The sequence below is a fragment of the Ruegeria sp. AN11 genome, assembly GCF_056536005.1.
The window spans coordinates 727,728-746,037 of sequence record NZ_JBQFJD010000001.1 but is presented as its reverse complement, the minus strand read 5'-3'; the positions used below and the strand labels follow the sequence as shown (position 1 = coordinate 746,037).

Annotated in this window: 11 protein-coding genes, 1 tRNA gene and 1 pseudogene; 1 reads left to right on the top strand and 12 read right to left on the bottom strand. The window is 52.2% G+C overall.

What is annotated here, in order from left to right; genetic code table 11:
* Nucleotides 1–447 precede the first annotated feature (447 nt).
* A complete protein-coding gene (locus ACR3EQ_RS03590) occupies nucleotides 448–2,415 on the bottom strand; it encodes a hypothetical protein (protein ID WP_480489739.1) in 1,968 nt (655 codons plus the stop codon).
* 700 nt (nucleotides 2,416–3,115) lie between these two features.
* Here ACR3EQ_RS03590 and ACR3EQ_RS03585 point away from each other — a divergent pair.
* Complete coding sequence (locus ACR3EQ_RS03585) at nucleotides 3,116–4,825, top strand: NACHT domain-containing protein (RefSeq protein ID WP_480489737.1); 1,710 nt, start codon at nucleotides 3,116–3,118, stop codon at nucleotides 4,823–4,825.
* Nucleotides 4,826–5,206: 381 nt separating this feature from the next.
* Here the strand turns inward: ACR3EQ_RS03585 and ACR3EQ_RS03580 are convergent.
* The 11 genes and pseudogenes from ACR3EQ_RS03580 to pyrH all read right to left on the bottom strand — a co-directional run.
* Nucleotides 5,207–5,506, bottom strand: a pseudogene (locus ACR3EQ_RS03580) (IS110 family RNA-guided transposase); the annotation flags it as partial.
* An 888-nt stretch (nucleotides 5,507–6,394) separates the two neighbouring features.
* Nucleotides 6,395–7,663: a tyrosine-type recombinase/integrase gene (locus ACR3EQ_RS03575; protein ID WP_480489735.1), complete on the bottom strand. Its 1,269-nt coding sequence runs from the start codon at nucleotides 7,661–7,663 to the stop codon at nucleotides 6,395–6,397.
* A gap of 120 nt (nucleotides 7,664–7,783) precedes the next feature.
* Nucleotides 7,784–7,873, bottom strand: a tRNA-Ser gene (locus ACR3EQ_RS03570).
* A 90-nt stretch (nucleotides 7,874–7,963) separates the two neighbouring features.
* Nucleotides 7,964–10,393, bottom strand: a complete 2,430-nt coding sequence (locus tag ACR3EQ_RS03565) for a DUF3772 domain-containing protein (protein ID WP_480489734.1) — start codon at nucleotides 10,391–10,393, stop codon at nucleotides 7,964–7,966.
* Nucleotides 10,393–11,427: a cysteine synthase A gene (locus ACR3EQ_RS03560; RefSeq protein WP_170616365.1), complete on the bottom strand. Its 1,035-nt coding sequence runs from the start codon at nucleotides 11,425–11,427 to the stop codon at nucleotides 10,393–10,395. The genes ACR3EQ_RS03565 and ACR3EQ_RS03560 overlap by 1 nt, the downstream gene beginning before the upstream one ends.
* A 70-nt stretch (nucleotides 11,428–11,497) precedes the next feature.
* Entirely contained in the window at nucleotides 11,498–12,613 is a 1,116-nt protein-coding gene (locus tag ACR3EQ_RS03555) for an NUDIX domain-containing protein (protein ID WP_170616363.1), read from the bottom strand.
* Nucleotides 12,614–12,641: 28 nt separating this feature from the next.
* Nucleotides 12,642–13,082 carry a TrgA family protein gene (locus ACR3EQ_RS03550; RefSeq protein ID WP_170616361.1) on the bottom strand — a complete coding sequence of 147 codons (441 nt, stop codon included), beginning with the start codon at nucleotides 13,080–13,082 and terminating at the stop codon, nucleotides 12,642–12,644.
* A 16-nt stretch (nucleotides 13,083–13,098) separates the two neighbouring features.
* Nucleotides 13,099–14,307: an SAM-dependent methyltransferase gene (locus tag ACR3EQ_RS03545; protein ID WP_170616359.1), complete on the bottom strand. Its 1,209-nt coding sequence runs from the start codon at nucleotides 14,305–14,307 to the stop codon at nucleotides 13,099–13,101.
* A 69-nt stretch (nucleotides 14,308–14,376) separates the two neighbouring features.
* Nucleotides 14,377–15,801, bottom strand: a complete 1,425-nt coding sequence (locus ACR3EQ_RS03540) for a cryptochrome/photolyase family protein (RefSeq protein WP_170616357.1) — start codon at nucleotides 15,799–15,801, stop codon at nucleotides 14,377–14,379.
* Nucleotides 15,802–15,849: 48 nt separating this feature from the next.
* Nucleotides 15,850–17,076 (bottom strand): aminotransferase class V-fold PLP-dependent enzyme, encoded by a 1,227-nt coding sequence (locus ACR3EQ_RS03535; RefSeq protein ID WP_480489731.1) that lies wholly within the window; start codon nucleotides 17,074–17,076, stop codon nucleotides 15,850–15,852.
* A gap of 429 nt (nucleotides 17,077–17,505) precedes the next feature.
* Complete coding sequence (pyrH, locus tag ACR3EQ_RS03530) at nucleotides 17,506–18,258, bottom strand: UMP kinase (protein WP_170616353.1); 753 nt, start codon at nucleotides 18,256–18,258, stop codon at nucleotides 17,506–17,508.
* Between the last annotated feature and the right edge of the window lie 52 nt (nucleotides 18,259–18,310).

Here is an 18,310-nt window from a genome sequence, read left to right as displayed (position 1 = left end):
ATTAGCTCGTATGTACTGAACCTGTCCACGCTAGGAACCAACCAAAAACAAAAAATCGCTCAAAGTTTCGTACGAAAAGGCGCTGGCGGCAACAACTTCGGTTTAACGCAACAGTTTTTTTGGTTATCAGGCCGATAACTAACTGTTATCAAACAATACATTTCAGACTAGCTCGTGCAGCTTTCAACTCTATCTCTCATAACTCAAAGAGCTTGAACCTGCGAATTCTACCATCACTTAATCCCAAGCCTTCTGTAGCATCCACCATTAGACTCCCACCGCTTCAGAAGTAGACTGAGCGGTTAAAAAAGGGTGCACCCGACACTACTCTGGACATGCTGATCTTAGCACACGCTGCAAAACGAAACTTCTGAGCTCTAGTCCACAGATCGGGTGGGACTTAAGCCACATAATTCTTGACAACTAGTTTTGATTTTTTCTACGGAATTATCCTGTTCGCGCAACGGTATCTGACTTCTCTTCTGCTGCTGGGCCACCCTCTTGTGGCGTTTCAAAAACGTCATACTTCTTCCACAAGTCTTCGTCCAAGATCATTCGTTCGGCTTCCTCATCCAACAACTCCTCGTTTCGTTCTTTGAAGCTATCGTGTGCCTCTTTCCGAAGCTCGTCGTTAGACAAACTGTTAATTTCTTTACTGTCTCTAACAGCGTCGCGAAGTCGCCCCCTTAGCCGCTCTTGCAGGTCATATAAATTTTGATGAATAACTTCCCCTTCCGCTTGTTGTCGGTGAAGTAAGTCAGCGTTTGTTGCTTGCGATAGGCTGGCCCAAGCTAATGCAACTCTGTCACCCGAAGTCTGCTGTAGTGCATGCAAAATAGGCGCGGATTCCAATTGGAGTTCTAAGTATTTGTCATGCGCCTCGTCTAAGGCTGCACCAGCCAAGAACCTTCCCACGTGCTTCAAAAAACCCGCTTCGATTACTTCCAGTTGTTCATTGTTGGCTGCGACGGTTGCCTTATCAGGCACCGTGTCGTGATCTCGAGTGCCATAAACTTTGTCACCGGCAGAAGCCGGTGTGCCGTCGACAACAAATGGTGTGCCGTCGACAGCGAAGGCCAATTCCATTTCTGGCGGAAGCGAAAAGCCGCTAAGTTCCGCCATGTAATCACTCTTTATTTTTTCCAACTCAGCGAGCGACAAATGAGGCATCCTACGCGACTTCTCGCAAAAAACCGTTACTACTCCTTCTGGTCCGTAAGCGCACCCCGCTCCGTGCAATGAGTTACATTTATCGCTGAAATTGGACACAACACCATGGAACAATTTGGAAGGATCCGTGTATGGTTTGAACAATCCGTCCAATCCTTGACGGCAACTTTCAGTCGTAGACAGTTCAGATTTGCAGCCAAACAAACTCAACGCCGATTCCCAACTGTTTTGCAGGTTATCTTGTAAGAAGACGTCGAGTTCGTCTTCCCTTACTATCTGCATTTTACCGTCGGGGCCAACAATACACTTGAATCCGGGTAACGGGTCCACACCGCCGCAAACTGCCACCCATCGAGCGCCAATGTTTCTTGCATCAGTCTCGATAGCCTCAAACCAAGCGAAGTTTTCATTAACCGGGACGATCATACGTTCGCCGTTTGGTCCAATGACGCACTTGAAACCCGGTAACGGATCTACGGCGCCACACACTTCGACCCACCTTTGACCATTTCTTTGTTGTTCTTCCTCAATGGCAACACCATCATCGTCCGGTACGAATTCTGCCCTTCCGTTGCGTCCTACAACACATTTGTATCCTGGCCGCGGGAGCACCGCTGCGCAGACTCTTCCCCATTGATCAAGAGCCTCTCTTCTAGCAATTTCTTTCTCATTGAACCAAACTGCTGACCCTTCCACTGGAACTATCAGTGCTTTTCCATCTGCACCAACCACACATTTATAGCCTGGCAGGGGGTCAACTCCCCCGCATGCTTGAAGCCACAGTCCATTTGCATCTTCTTCAGCATCATCTTGCCAAACACTCATTCCAAGATCGGCCAAGAGCCTTGCCCGCTCCCTTTCATTGTTTGGACAATTACCGTCGGTAGGGAAAACCAGAGAATTGCATGTCGCGACCCATCTCGCCCCGGCTTGCATCTCTATTTGATGCATTGCCTTAAACCATGATGGAATTCTGTCATTCGGATGGGCCGGTAAGTCACCGTCGAGATCTTGATTGCACGTCGCATTATCCAAATCACCACTCAGGCATCCTTGTGCCCATTGCCTTCCAAGTTCCCACGGCCCGACGAGCGTTACCAACGGTTCCGCATCTCTTGGATTTTTGTCGAATAGAGATGAATCAAGTTTTGTCCAAAGACTGTTTTGGTCTTGAGCTTGGGCCGATGCTGTACAAATACTTGATAAGAAAAAAACTAGTGAGAAAAAGAGCTTTTGGTTCAACATTTTGGACCTACTGAAAACAATTGGCGCGAAAGCGAACTATAGCACAATTTAGTATCCTGAGCGACTTGCATCGCCACCCTTCTGAGCCTTCCCATTTGGACTGTTCCACCACCATTTTTGTGAACTGGAACCAAGAATGGCAAACAAGCGAAAGAAGCCCAAAGAGATTTTCACGAAGTCAATTCAGGTTGAGTTATTGAGTTCGGTAACCACTGGGATAGCATTTTTTAATCCAAAGGCATTTCTCGAACACACGCCGGCTTGGTATGGTAGGCAGCTTGACTGCGAGCGCCGTTCAATGGTGGGTCAGTGGTGCTGGCGGCTCCTAAACAATCAGATTTCAACGTCAGAAACTGAGGTGCAAAAATCTAGTAACCGCATTTACAGCCGAAACCGCCTGTGACAATGCCTCGGAGATGTCGGAGTCTGTATGTCAGCGGCACCAATAGTACTGTCGACAAAACTGTCAATACAAGTCTTGACGCTTCTGCCGCTAATCCTGGGGTTGCTTGCGTCAGTAGGTGCAATTAACTGAGGCTACCGTTCGCGGCGAGTTAGAACATAATGGTCTCCGCAGGTTATCAAAGTCGTAGTCGTTGAAACGGTCATCTATGCGCTACCTGACGCTCTTGCTATGCTTGTATCTTCCAGAGTATGGGCGCTAACCTCAATCCCATACTTCATATACGGAGCGTGAGACGTGAATGACATCATCGACGAGCAGGAGATTGCAACCGGTCTTACATCGCGCGCAATTGACCGACTTCTTTCATACGGAGAGAAGAAGCTAAAGTTTCAATGGGCACGATATCGAAACAAGGCAAAAGCTTCGTTTTCCCAATACGTGGCTCAAAAGGTCAGAATGTGCTCTTCAGTACGAAATTTCATTTACGATTCAGAGAGCGCTCATCTTTCTGAAATATTCGTGTCGATGCAATTGACTAGAAAAGGTGAGAAATTAGACGAAGAAGGATTGCTGGGGAAGGTTATGCAACAGTCTAGTTTGCCGGACGGATCAAATGCGTTGCATGCTTTTGTTCGCGGCAGCGCAGGTGCTGGCAAGTCCATGCTACTCCGGTATCTTTTTGTAAATACTGTTCAACGAGCGGAAGACTTGATCCCAATATTTGTGGAATTGCGGGACCTCAACGAGAGAAAAGGAGCCGCAGATTTAGAAAAGATTATTCTAGAAGATCTCGTTTCAATTTCCGGAAAAGTCATGCCAGAACAAGTAAACGATGGTCTTGAGAATGGACTTTTTGCGGTTTATTTGGATGGTTTTGATGAGCTGGATCCGGAAAAGGAGAAGGAGTATGGAAAAGCCATAGTGAAATTCGTCCAGAGATTTCCAAGGTGCACTCTAATTGTAAGCGGCAGGCCGCAGTTCTTTGTAAAAACCTGGGAGCTTCTGAAATTCTACGACATCGGAAGGTTTAGCCTAGATGATACAAAAAATCTAATTGGGAAGCTGGACTTCGATTCAAGCATCAAGAAGGAGTTCCTATCCCAAATAGATGATCAATTGCACAGAACGCATGCAGAATTTCTGGCAATACCTCTTCTGGCAACTGTGATGCTGATAACATTTTCTGATGTTGGGAGGATTGCTGTTGATCGCCATGAGTTTTTTGATGATGCATTTAATGCCCTATGGAGTAAGCACGATGCAAAAAAGCGTGGCTTTGAACGAAAGCGCTACTCGGGCCTAAAGAAATCCGAATTCTTATTTTGCCTTGCTGCATTTTCTGCGGTCACCTACGTGCGCGGTGCTTTTAATTTCACGGATGACACGATTGAAAAGGCGAGCAAAATTTCCAAAGAATTGACCGGTATCGACTTTGACGAAGGCGATTTTTTTAAGGATGCAACGGTCTCCACCAGTATAATAGTTCCTGATGGAGGGCACTATCGTTTTGTTCATCGCACCTTTCAGGAATATTTTACAGCTGTATATATAATTAACTTGCCAGATAATATGCTAACAGCCGCCCTTGAAGAGATTGCGGAAAGGCAGCAAACAGATAGTGTATTTGATTTCGTTTTTTCAATGCAGCGAGAAAAATTAGAAAAAGGCTGGACCATACCGCACCTCAAGAGAGTTCTCTCGAGTATACGACTCGGTCGTAATCAGTATGATGAATACCTTGACGAGGTGGAATCCGACTATACTGGTGTTTTAAGTGTCATTCGGCGACTCTACGATTTCAGCCCATCGAATCTTGATTTGCAAGATGGTGTATTCCACACGGCTCGATGTGATTTGGAGAGCGGGCGAAAATCGAGTTTGGCTGTTGAGATGGTAGCATCTGATCTTGACAACTTGGTAACGTTACAAAAAGAGCTGGAAAGTCGCTACAATAAGCAATCAGAGACGCGGTCATTGATTTTCGGCAATGGCTCAATCATTTGACACTAGCCTGCGACACCTAGCTTTCCTCCCAAATTCTCACTGGCGCACTACCTCCATCAATTCAAACACAGGCAAGTTGCAGGGTATGAATTGGCTATCCCAAGAAGCTGCTTCTTTACGCACAGCGCTAGCATTGACCCGTTCACGGTTGATAAAGTTTGAAGACTTGGCAATGTTTATTGGGCGTGCTGTAGCTCGCCCTGCAAACTCGGGTTGACCTTTCAGAAGTGCGTGTGGGATTGCTGCGCGCATGTGTCGGGTTGGTTGTAGAGAGCCGCGCTTTGAGACATGCTTTTGTTGGCGCAGCAGGCATTTTCTTCTTCATCCTTAAACCTCGTCTGGTAAGGACGACCCCGTTTAGATTGATGTAGGGCGTTTGGATCATTCAATGCTCTCCATCTTATCCAAACGGAACTCGGTTCCATGCTCCCACATTTGGTGAAGCAGGACAGCCAATTTGCCAGCAAAAGCCACAACTGCGCGTCGACGCCCTTCAGTGCGCACCAGGCGCAAACTCAACGACTTGATGTGCGGTTCGGTCGAGGTTCGCATGGGTAAGGTATTGGCAGTAACATAGGGAGTTACACGAACACCTCGATCCTCAGCATTGGAAATAGGTCCAGGGCTGTCATTTTCACCGGATTGGAGACGTCGGGGTGTCAGCCCAAAGTGGGCGACCACTGATTGGGATCGCTTTGCTGCGCAAACAAAACAGCACCTTTGCCATCGACAACACAAACTGCGCAAGACCGCAGCGAGACGTCCAAGCATACAAAGTACTACGTCGCCATTCTTTCATGTTCACAGACCACCCGTATCCCATCGGGAGCTCGGCCTCAGATCAGAATCTGCCCAACTAGGCATGCTTTGGGCTGCGAACAGTCGATCATGCTTGCTGTGGAGAACGGCAACAATGAGCCCACTTTGACCGATCCTGCTCGATGTTGCCACAATGTCAGCGATAGGCAAAAACCAGACTTTGGAGTGGTCCAGGAGTATCCCATATGCGGAGTTTGCTCAAAGAAGCATCCAAAGTAGTTTTCTCCGAAACTATGTGCACTGAGTTGATCGAAGAAATCAACCGACTGCGAAAGCTTTCTTGCAGCGTGCCGCGTAGCAATCGCTACGAATCAATTGACAGCTAAAGGAGCGGCTGGCGAAGCATCGGGGGTTAATCTGAAAACTGAATACGATGTGACTAATAACACTATTCATGGCTGTTCTTAAATGTCATGGCCTTTGACAAGACTAGCAAAGAATATTAAATTAAAACAATTGCATAAGCATTGACTGCAAAGCTTTTTTCTAACGTAATCATTTCTCGAAGATACTGAGTGGTCGAATTCGTAGAACGCGAATGGCTGCGGCCGCATCACAACGTCGATGGGCATTTGCTGTGGAAAATTCTACTACCGTCACCGAAGAAAGGCTCCAGCGAGCAATAAAAAAGGTCGCGGTGTATGCTGTGAAAGACTCCGCTTTTCTACCGGTGTTCGAGAAACTCGAGCAAGAGTTAGATCAATTTCGATCACGCCAAAGCGCCTTGGACAGAGCGAGAATGCTTGCTAATCAAAGAACAACGGGTTCCAGTAAGTTGGCCGCAAGCTCTAGTTCTGCACCTTTGCCGTAGCGTTGGCGACCGCCAAGACTGTGACCCATCAGATCTCTGCGAATACGTTCGTCGATACCTGCGGCGAGCATGCGATCTTCAAAGCTATGTCTAAATGAGTACAAGGTATGTTCGTTTGTTTCTTTTAGTCCGTTTTCCAAAAAATAGGAGTTGATGGTGCCGGATAGTCCAGGATTGTCGAAATAGCGGGGAAAACCATTCGGACATTCCTTGAAAGCTTCAAGCGAAACTCCAAGCAGAGGAATTCTGCGTTTAGAACTTTCGTTTTTCAGTCTCCTTCTTTCAGAAGCAACAGTTATTGATGGCACGGAAGAGACTAAATCGATTGTAGACTGGTCGAGTGATGCTAACTCTGATGGCCGAGCACCTGTATTGATCATGCCCAGAACTATACATCTTGCCTGTTTGTTCAAGCGCGATAGTGCATCTGGCGCCAATATCTTTGACGATATCCAACTAGTCGAAAATGGTGGCCGGCTCCTCTTTTCGCCTTCTTGAAACGCCAATTCACTGAGAATTGGCCCTAGGTCTAAGCCAAGGCGCTTAAGGTTATTCACTGATTTCATCAGTTGACCCAAATGAGTAAAGTCCTTGTTGCCGCTGTTTGGAGTCAGGTTTTCAGACTCAATTCTGTCCAACCACCAGCCGCGAAAATCGAGCATATCATCCCTAGTAACTTCGCCGAGCGCCTTGTCGCCGCAAACATGGATGAAGTTTCTGACAGCTTTTTTTCGAGGGTTCTTCCAGACGCGCACTTGGTTTGCAGTCATTCCAAGCGTTTTGTCTCTTGAAAGCGCCCAAAACTCTTCCAAGGCTTCGCTAACAGTTAGTTTTGGTGGACCTGCTGTTCCAAGTAGCGCAGCGGCTTCGGCAATATCAGTAGCACTTTCAATACGCTCCAATAACTTGTTCGTAGGGAGCTCGGTGACGTCGTCTAGTGGCAAGTAGCGAAATCCTCGCGTGGCGGCCACTTGCGCCGCAACCAGATGGCTCTTATGCGCATCTCCGCCATTTCCGGACAGTTTAGCTTCCCAACCCTCAACCAAATTGCCCCATACCAAACGCCACTTAGCTTCAGCTTGCTCTCTGCTATCAGTGTGAAGTGAAAGAAGGATAGTTCGCCGAGCTTCAACAGTATAATACCTTTTGGGAACTCTCCGGCGTAAATACCAAGTTTCGGATCGCAGAGTTATTGGGTTCTTAGGCATTCGGGCCCGCGTATGTCATTTTGTGCGTCAAAAAGTGTATCAAATATTGAACCGCGAGTCCATACTATCGGGAATTTTCTATGAAATATTGGTATTTAGCGGCCGCGATAAATTGGATAGTGGCGGAGAGACAGGGATTCGAACCCTGGAGACGGTTTCCCGCCTACACACTTTCCAGGCGTGCGCCTTCGACCACTCGGCCACCTCTCCGTGAGCGGGATATTTGGACTATCGCCGGGGGATTTGCAAGGCCCGATTAGGGTGAAAATTCACCGGAAAACAACAGCACGGTTAAGAAGGTCAAACCTCGTCCCCATCGGCATCAGGCATGTCGGCTTCGGTCATCTCGACCGGCGCGGTTGATGGTGTTGCGGAGGGGATTTCCGCTGATTTCTGGTTGGTTTGGGCTTCCCCTGCCTTCAATACTTCGGGATTGCGCAACCAGACATCGCGCTGTGCGAACGGAATCTCGATCCCCTCTTCGACAAACCGCCGGTTGATTTCATGGTTCATGTCAGACTTCACCGACAGAACCCAGTTCACATCCCGAAGAATGCCGCGGATTTCAAAATCCAGCGAATCCGCACCGAACCCCTGAAACACGACGCTGGGCGCTGGATTTGCCAGAACCATGGGGTGCGCATTTGCGATCTCGCCCAGAATTTTTTCGACCAGCCGGGTATCGGTGCCATAAGCCACACCAACAGGCACGATCACCCGCCCGATCGTGTTGCCGCGGGTGTAGTTCGTGACCACGCCACTGATCAGGTCCGAGTTGGGAACGATCACATCCGTTCGGTCAAACGTCTCGATCCGTGTAGATCGAACCGAGATGTCGCGGACATAGCCCATCATTCCGTTCACATCGATCCAGTCCCCCTTGGAGATGGGACGCTCGACCAGCAGGATTATGCCCGAGACGAAATTCGATACGATGGTCTGCAGACCAAAGCCAATGCCGACCGAAAGAGCACCAGCAACAATCGCAAGCGATGAAAGGTTGAAGCCTGCAATCGTGATGGCAATCAACGCGGCCAGGAAAATACCGACGTAACCGGTGCCGGACACAATCGCGTTTTGCCCGCCCGGATCAATACTGGTCTTGGGCAGCAGCGAGTTCCTCAACCCGCTTTGCAACATGCGCGTCAGGCCATACCCGATGGCGAAGACCACAACAAAGGTGAAGAAATTGCTGGGGGAGATTGTCACCCCACCGATGTCGAACCCTTGCAACAACTGGGACCAGATCTCTTGCAGATCCGTCCTGCGCGCGCCCCAATAAAGCGCGAGAATAGGCATCGCCAGAATGGCCATGGCAAATCCGACGAGAACGGAAAAAAGCGAATCCTTGGCGGCCTCACCTTTGCCGCTGAACCATCCGTAGACCGAAGCCAGGAAACGCTGAAAAATCAGCAATGCGGCAATGAGGACCAGTGTTTTTACAGCCGGGAAAACAATCGCTTCAGCCGCGTTCGTGTATCCCAGAACAGCGAGTATGGGACTGCCGATCCCCAGCAGGAACAAGGCTCTGCGAATGAACTCGACCAGCTGACTGAACCCGGCAGCCCGGGCCGTCGCGGCCGGTTCATCCGGGTCAGGTGTGGTATCCACGGTTCGGACCAGGCGAACACGCAGCAACAGCAGGGCCGTCCCGAAAATTACCGGGAACGCGACCACGGCACGCGTCGCGTCAGAGATATTCTCGATCTGCTCAAACAGCTTTACCAGTTCGTGCAGGATCAGGAACCCCGCCAACAGATCAAGATGAACTCGTAACTCTCTTACCCTTTGCCTCGACAGTTTCTTAAATCCCTGCGCTTCCTGCAGAACATGGAACTGTCGGCCAATCCAGTCGTAGAAAAGTATGATCCCGGCCCAATAAGGCACGTTTTCCATCAGCAGAGCGCCGCGCAGCCCCAAAATGCCCGTCAGCGACACTGCCGTTACCAGTAGCACAACGCCAAACCACGGCAGAATGATCCGCAGCAGAGAGGTCAGGAAAGCCCAGACACCACTGCCCTGCCCGCCCAGACGCCGCAGATATTCACCGGCGGATTCAGACCATCGCTTTCCATAAAACAGCAAAACACCTGCAATCACGACCAGGGCAAGAATGCCCAACCCGCGGTCGCGAAACCGTTCATGCACCACGTCTGTTTGAAAATTTCTGCGCACCTCATTGAACAGACTGCGCGCTGCTTCGTTAACATCGGTCCAGGCGGGACCCCAATGGGCAGGATTCAAAGGAGACGGACCGCGCTCTAGCAGTTCTTTTGCCTGACGGTCCCGCAGCAATTGATCAATTTCGAAGATAAGACCATTCGCCCGGCTGAACGCCTCTTCCGAGATTATCCTAGGGACCCGCAGACTGTTTAGCTGCTCCTCAAGGTGATTTCGAAGGTTGGCGATGTCTTCCGGTTCGGTTGCATCACCTTCCGGTTCCGGACCAAGCGCCGTCAGTTGGCCTTCCAGCGTTTTGATACGTTCTGTATTCGCGCTCCGCGCATTGTTGAAATCTTCGCGATAGTCGCTGATTTCACTCCGCAAATTTTCAAGAGCCGCGTTTGAGGCCTTGTTGGCCTCGATTACCGCTTCGGCCCGATCCGCCGTTTTGACCCAGCCTTGATAGTATTCGCTCTGTCGATCAGACAACTGGGCGAACGCAGAACCGCCCAGTACGGCAAAACACACCGCAACAAGGGCCAGGAACAGGCGGACCTGCTGCCGCATCATACGTCCTCGAACACGCCCGGGATACTGCGTGGCGCATCGGTCATCCAATCAGGAACCGGCAGCTCTTTTTCACGCAGAAAATCGGGGTTGAACAGTTTGGACTGATAGCGAGTGCCGTAGTCGCACAGGATGGTTACGATGGTATGACCTGGTCCCATTTCTTTGGCTAACCGGACCGCACCCGCCATGTTGATCGCGGTTGATCCGCCCATTACCAGACCTTCCTCACGGAGCAGGTCGAAGATATAGGGTAACGCCTCGTTGTCTGTGATCTGGTAGGAAAAATCAGGCGTGAACCCTTCAAGGTTCTTGGTGATCCGAACCTGCCCGATACCCTCGGCAATCGATCCGCCTTCCATCGCGATCTCACCCGTTGTGTAATAGGAAAACAGCCCGGCGCCCATCGGATCGGCCAATGCCACCTTCACCCCCTTTGGCTGCAGCACTTCGGCCACACCGGCAAGCGTACCACCCGAACCTACGGCGCTGACAAATCCGTCGACCTTGCCGTCGGTCTGTTCCCAGATCTCGGGGCCCGTTGTTTCCACATGCGCCTGACGGTTGGCAACATTATCGAACTGATTGGCCCAGATCGCGCCATTGGGCTCAGATTGCGCAAGTTCTTCGGCCAGACGCCGTGAATAGTGCACAAAATTGTTCGGGTTGCGGTAAGGCGCCGCGGGAACCTGAACCAACTGGGCACCTGCCAGGCGCAGCATGTCCTTTTTCTCTTCCGACTGGGTTTCGGGAATCACGATGACAGTCTTGAACCCCATCGATGCGCCAACCAGCGCCAGACCGATACCGGTGTTACCTGCGGTACCCTCGACAATTGTCCCGCCTGGCTTCAGATCCCCCCGGGCAATTGCGTCACGGATGATGAACAGAGCGGCACGGTCCTTGACGGATTGCCCCGGGTTCATGAACTCGGCCTTGCCGAGGATCTCGCAACCGGTCTCTTCACTGATGCGGCGCAGCCGGATCAACGGTGTTTTCCCTACTGCGTCGGCAAGATCTCGTGCAATGCGCATGGTGCCCTCATTTCAATTTGGTATCGTCAGAGATTTACAGGCGCGCCGCAGCAACCACAAGCAACGAAACTTAACCGCGCAACCGGTCGCGATGTCGTGCCAGCCAATGGGCCAAAGTCAGCAGAGGCATGTCCTTGAAGGCATGACTGTCAACCATTTCGATAAATTCGGCATACGAGAATATCCGGCTGCGGATGTTCTCGCCCTCGCAAGAAAGTCCACCGTTGTCGGTCGTTTCGGTCAGGTCAGCCAATCCCAGATACAGATGGACGAACTCGGTCGACGAACCGCTGGAAGAATACACCCCTCCGGCGTACTCCAGCGCGCTGGGGGTCACGTGCGCTTCTTCCTGAGTTTCGCGAATTGCCGCCTGTTCGGGCGTTTCGCGGGGATCGATCATGCCCGCGACCGGCTCCCACATCCAGGGTTCCGGGTCGTCGATCAAAAAGACCGGCACGCGAAACTGTTCGACCAGCAAGACCGTGTCCCGTACCGGATCGTAGGGCAGAACAACGACGGCGCTGCCCTGCATCAACCCATTGTAGTTGAGAACCGGACCCATTGATCCGTCGTATTGGCGGTGTTGAAACCTGATTTCATCAATCCCAAAATAGTTGATGTAGGCGGGCTTGCGATCATGGACGATCACGTCCTGCGCCGTATCGCGCGCATCACCGGTCTGACGCCGGCGCGCAGCCAACCTGGCCCAGGCCCGGGTCCGGATGGCTGGAAAACTTCGCGCAATCTCAGCGGCTTCGACCTTGCCGTAGTGGGCCATCACCTCATCTGCGGCAAGTAGCGTCAGTTCTCCCCAATCTCCAAACCAGTCCTTCAGGGACCAGGGTTGGTCCGGCGTCCAAAGGTTGGGTTCTGGAAAGAATACGCTTGCCGTCGCCTTCGTTCCGTCAGGCAACTCAAGGTCACGGGGGCTGAGATCGTAATCGAAACCGCCTTCGTAGTAAGTCAGCCGTTTCAAATCCTCGGGGCCGAACCCCTGCACCAGCAAACCTTCGGCCTGGCTGCCATTCTCGCTGACAATCATCGGAAAGCTTTGCCCCTTCACCCCATAGACGGTGTGGTCGGGCAATCTGGCCTCAGATATCTTCAATTCAGACAGCGGGCGGCCCAGCACACGTTCCAACAACGGCTGGCACCTGAGTGTGCCGTAAAAAAATAGATCAGACACGGGGATAGAGCTTTCGTTGTTCAGTCGCTTAACGCCAGCGGCGACTCGCTTCTTCGGTCGCCAACCCGGTTATGACAGCGCCCACCGCTAGCGTCACCAGAATGTTTGGAACAATCAGCTGCTCGCCAAACTCGACACCAAGCTTGAAAATCGCAAGCACCGCCTCGAACGGGCCGTCATACCTGTGACGCATCGCCAGGCGGAACATCTCATAGGTGCCCTGCACGAAAAGTCCCCAGAACACCAAAGATGCGACACCGGTCAGTCCGTTGTTGACACCTGCCGTCCATCCGCGACCAGCCCGCTTGCCCATGATTTTCCATCCGCAAACGAACCCAAGCGCAATGTTGACCAGAGTGAAATAGCCGTAATCCTTACCCTCGTCCCCGTTTTCGATGATCATCGTGGAGACAATAAAGGCAACCACCACTAGACATACAGCGGCAACTAGACGTGAGGCACTGGGCATACGAGGGGTCCGTTCGTTAACTCGGTTTTGCTATAGTGATCTGTGTCACATCGCAATTGCCGGTGTCAAAGGCCGCGCCGCATGCAGTCAAATAATAATTCCACATGCGGCGAAAACGCTCATCAAAGCCCATTTGGGAAATCTCTTCCCACTTGGCATTGAACGTCTCATACCAGCGTCGAAGAGTCAGGTCGTAGCTTTTACCGAATTCGCGTGACTTCATCACACTCAGCCCGGCGCGTTCAATTTCTTGCCTGAGGATCGTTGGCGACGGCAACATTCCACCGGGAAATATGTATTTCTGAATGAAATCAACGCCATTCTTGTAATAATCCCAGCGGTGATCACCCACCGTAATGATCTGAAGCGTGGCCTGACCGCCAGGTTTCAGCCGGTCGCGGACTGTCTCGAAGTAGACAGGCCAGTACTTCTGCCCAACCGCCTCGAACATCTCGATCGACGCGATCCCGTCATAATGCCCTTGCTCGTCGCGGTAATCCTGAAGTTTGAACTCCACCTGATCCGATAGCCCAAGATTTTCAATACGTTGCCGCGCAAAGTTCAACTGTTCCTGGCTGAGCGTAAGGCCTGTGACGCGCAGCCCACGTTCCTTTGCGGCATATTCGGCAAAACCACCCCAGCCGCAGCCGATTTCCAGTATGTGATCCCCCGGCTTGGCACCCATTTCGTCCACAAGGCTTGCGTATTTTGCGATCTGCGCATTTTCCAGACTTTCCTGCCCGGTCTCGAACAATGCGCTGGAATAGGTCATCGTATCGTCCAGCCACAGGGAATAGAAATCATTACCCAAATCGTAGTGGTACGAGATATTTTTTCGGGCCTGCTTGCGGTTGTTTCGATGCAACCAGAACCGAAGCCTTTCGTAAGCCTGAACCAGAAACCGACCGGTGAAATCGTCATAAACGGCCTCTGATTCCAGATGTACCAGATCCATGAACGATCTCAGATCAGGTGTGCTCCAACCGCCCTCCAGATAGGCGTCAGAAAAACCAAGCTCACCCTCGCGAACCAATCGGGAAAAAACATCCGGATCATGAATATCGACCTGCGCCACCGGCCCGGGCTTTGCGCCTTCGGTTCGAAACACCCGACCATCAGGCAAGACAATATCCAGCCGCCCATTTTCCATCCGGCCAAGCATTTTCAGCACTTGTGAAAAATATCTGGGCAGGTTCTTCTGCCCTTCAGTCGTGGTCAGGATCATCCGCTCTCCCCTGTGCGGTCGTAGAAATAAGCTAGGCCGAGTTTCTGTTTCTGGCAAGTTTTCAGTTCGTTACCGACTTTTCGCCTGTTCATAAGCTGTCAGAGCTCGTTTTCGACCGTCAGCCAAATCCACAATTGGCGAAGGGTAACGTGCGTCCGGTGTCAGCCCCCATGAATTGGGCGCAGCTTCAAAGTATGCCAGCGCGGTCTTCGGTGGATTATCCTGGATTTCCGCGATCCATCGTTGCCTGTAGACCGCATCCGGGTCGAATTTCTGTGCCTGCGTCTGCGGATTGAATATCCGAAAGAACGGCGCCGCATCCGGCCCCGAACCTGCGACCCATTGCCAACCCATCGCGTTACAGGCCGGATCCCAGTCGATCAGGCAATCCTCAAACCAGTTCATCCCGACTTTCCAGTGTGTCATGAGGTGTTTGGTCAGATAGCTTGCCACAACCATCCTCGCGCGGTTGTGCATCCGGCCTGTCACATACATCTGCCGAAGTCCGGCATCCACGATTGGAACGCCGGTTCTGGCCTGCTTCCACGCCATTACCGACGGGGCTTGGTCATCCTCAAACCAAGGAAATCCATCCCATTCGGGCCGCCAGTTGTTCGTCAGTAACCGAGGCGAGTGATACATCAGATGATACGCGAATTCCCGCCAGATCAATTGCCGCAGAAAGGCGTCGGTTCCGGGAATGCCCATCATCGAGGCGTTCTGAACGGCGTGCCACACCGTTCGCGGCCCAATCTCGCCCAGTGACAGATATTCGGACAGGTTCGAGGTGCCGTCTACATCCAAACAATCGCGTCGTTCCTGATATCGTGCGATCCGATCCAGAAACTCTAGCAGGCAATCATTGGCGGCCCTTTCACTAGGTTGCACATACGGTCGAACGACCCGGCTTCCTCGGTTCATCGCAGCGCCAAAGGACCAGTCGACCATATCCTCGGATTCCGGCCAATTGTCAGGATTTTTCAGCCGTGATGGCGCGCCCTGCGGAACAGGTATTTCCTTCTCCCGCACCGCGCGCCACATCGGTGTGAAAACCTTAAAGGGTTGTCCGGATTTGGTTGCGACCTGCCACGGTTCAAACAGCAAATGTCCGTCGAACGACCTTGCATCAATACCGCCATCTGCCAGGGTTGCCTTGATACGAGTGTCACGGGCGATGGCATCCGGATCATAAGCGCGGGTCCAAAAAACCGATGCGGCGCCGGTTTCGGTTATCAGTTCTTGTAAAACGTTCAGCGCATTGCCGCGCCGAAGGATCAGGCGGCTACCGACGTCCCGAAGCCTGCTGGCGAACGCCTCGAGCCCCAGACCCAGGCGCCATTTGGGGGCTGCACCCAGACCGCGCACAAGGTCGTCAAATACGAAAACCGGAATGACGGGTCGGCCTGTCGCTGCGGCAGCGCAAAGCGCGGGATGGTCGGACAGGCGCAAATCCCTGCGAAACCATAATAGTATTGGCGCTTTGTCTTTCTGCATATCCGCCCCAAGTGTTTATTCGTACTACGAAATCAGGCGGATATTGGATCACAAAACCTTATCCAATGCGTCCAGAAGCTGATCGACTTCCTGTTTCGAAGTGTAGTGTGTGAAACTGACACGCAATACGCCGTGTTCCGGCGCGACCCCCATCGCCTGAAGCGGGCGGACAGCGTAAAAGTCACCGCCACCCGCCATAACACCATGATCGGCAAGATCACGGGCAACGGATTCCGCCTTGCGGTTCAGCGATATCGCAACCGTAGGTGCCCGCATCGAAGCGTTTGCCGGGCCAATCAGGCGAACCGTGTTGCGGTCCTTTACCGCATCCAGCAACGGCTGAAGTAGGTCCATTTCATGTGCGCGCATCAGGTCGTGAACAAATTCACCGCGCGCGCTTGCATTGGTGTCAGGCCCGCCGTGGTGATCGCACAGAAGGTCGACATAGTCGGCCATGCCCGCGCTTGCAGCGATCTGCGCATGATCCGGCCCTGCCGGGGTAAAGCGTTTGTACAAAGCATCACCGTTGAAGAAATGCGCCTGGTTCGGAAGCATTTCCCCAAGCGTGCGGCGAATGACCATGCACCCCTGATGAGGACCATAAGTCTTGTAAGCTGAAAACAGATAGATATCCGGCCCCAGTTCTCCAACATTCGGAAAACCATGCGGCGCGTAAGAGACACCATCGACGCAAACAAATGCACCTGCGGCATGGGCAATAGCGGTGATTTCCGTGACAGGGTTGATCTCGCCCACAACGTTCGAGCAATGCGGGAAACAGATCAGCCGCACCTTTTCATCCAGAAGGTCTTCCAGATCCTGTGGGTTCAAGGAACCAGTATCCGGATCAATTTTCCATTCGCGGATTTCAATCCCGTCGTCGGCAAGGCGCCTCCAAGGTCCGGAGTTCGCTTCGTGGTCCTGATTGGTAACAACAATCGCCTCACCCGGCTTCATCCACTGCCGAAACGCCTGCGCCAGGACATATGTATTCTGCGTGGTAGACGGACCAAAACTCAGCTCATCTGTGTCAACGCCCAGAATGGCGGCCATGCGGGCGCGCGCCTCATCCATTTCCTCGCCCGCCAGGCGGCTGGCCTCGAAAGGTGCATAGGGCTGAACCTTGCGCTGCCTGTAGAACCGCGTCAGCCTGTCGATGACCGGTTTGCATGTATAAGACCCGCCAGCGTTTTCAAAAAACGCCTTCCCCTGAAGGCCGGGTTCAGAAAAGGCCGGGAATTGTGCCCGAACAAAATCGATATCCAGTTTGGTCATGGCTCGCTACTTTCTCGTCATGCTGCGCATCAGGGGCAAGGTGCCCGGGCATGATCCCGGGTCCCTCAGAAATCATGGCAGGTCTTCCAGCCCAGCCGCAAACCTTATCATGAAAACAAGGAAGTGCAGGCAGATCTTCAGTCGGGACGTTCCCAAACGAAGATCCCGGATAATTAGCCAGCCGCATTCGCGTTGGTCAACCGGAACGTGAAGGGAAAAGACACCCGTCCAACTTCGCTACCTCGGTCAGGACTTCATCGGATCTCAAGCTCATCAGAGATTTGCTGCCGATATTCTTGATTATGCAAGCGAGGCGAGCGTCCTGCAAAAGCAGCGGTTTCATTTCAATGAACAGAACCGCAAATCGGACAAAAAAGGCAAACAGGCCGGGGATTTGAACCGGCCCGATTTTTGACATTCAGCAGATTGTCAGCCCTGAACCTTGGTATAAGTTCCCTCACCGGCAAGAATGCCGCGGAAACCGCCAGGTTCGTCCAATCCAAACACGATCAAAGGAAGGTTGTTGTCGCGCGCCAATGCAATGGCCGAGGCATCCATGACCCGCAGGCGTTTTGCCAGAACATCGTCATAACTAACGGTGTCATAGCGCTGTGCGTCGGCGTGAACCTTGGGATCCTTGTCATAAACACCGTCTACACCGTTTTTGCCCATGAAGATGGCTTCGCACGCCATTTCGTTAGCCCGCAGCGTGGCTGCCGTATCCGTTGTAAAATAGGGGTTTCCGGTTCCGGCAGCAAAAATGCAGACCCGTTTCTTTTCGAGATGTCGCACGGCGCGGCGGCGAATATAGGGTTCGCACACCTCGTCCATCCGGATGGCGGAAATAACCCGTGTGAATACGCCCACTTCCTCAAGCGCGGACTGCATGCCCAATGCGTTCATGACGGTGGCAAGCATTCCCATGTAATCCGCCGTCGTACGCTCCATCCCTTGCGCCGAACCGCTAAGGCCCCGAAAAATGTTGCCGCCGCCGATGACCATACAGATCTCGACGCCCAGATCGTGTACGGATTTCACCTCTTGCGCGATACGCTGAACGGTGGGCGGATGCAGGCCGAACCCCTGATCCCCCATCAGCGCTTCGCCCGATATTTTCAGCATCACGCGCTTGTATTTTGTCTTGGGGGTTTCGGTTGTCTCGGTCGAAGGGGATTGGCTCATGTTGCGCTCCGGGCTGGCACAGGTTTAATTCCGGCGCAAAATGAAGCAAAAG